The following is a 213-nucleotide window of genomic DNA, read 5'->3' as shown; positions in this document are numbered from 1 at the left end:
GGATATCAAAGGCTGCTTGCCTTTGAAGAAAAGTGGGCAAAAAAATATCCCCTGACCTGCAAATCCTGGCTGGACAATTGGTTAAATCTCTCTGCATTCTTCGAGTACGATGAGGTAGTACGAAAAAGCATATATACTACCAATCCAATTCAAGGGGTACATCGCCAGATACGCAAAATCACCAAAACTAAAGGTGCTTTTCCTTCAGAACAG

The 213-nt window shown here is 41.8% G+C and carries 1 protein-coding gene; it reads left to right on the top strand.

What is annotated here, in order from left to right; translation table 11 throughout:
- The coding region (locus tag GNY06_RS01420) for a transposase (RefSeq protein ID WP_176589932.1) at positions 1–213 on the top strand (213 nt) is incomplete at both ends.

The sequence above is a fragment of the Elizabethkingia argenteiflava genome, assembly GCF_009904105.1.
GTDB classification, from domain to species: domain Bacteria; phylum Bacteroidota; class Bacteroidia; order Flavobacteriales; family Weeksellaceae; genus Elizabethkingia; species Elizabethkingia argenteiflava.
Note: the sequence above shows the minus strand (reverse complement) of the source record. Positions and strands in the feature narration are given on the sequence as shown.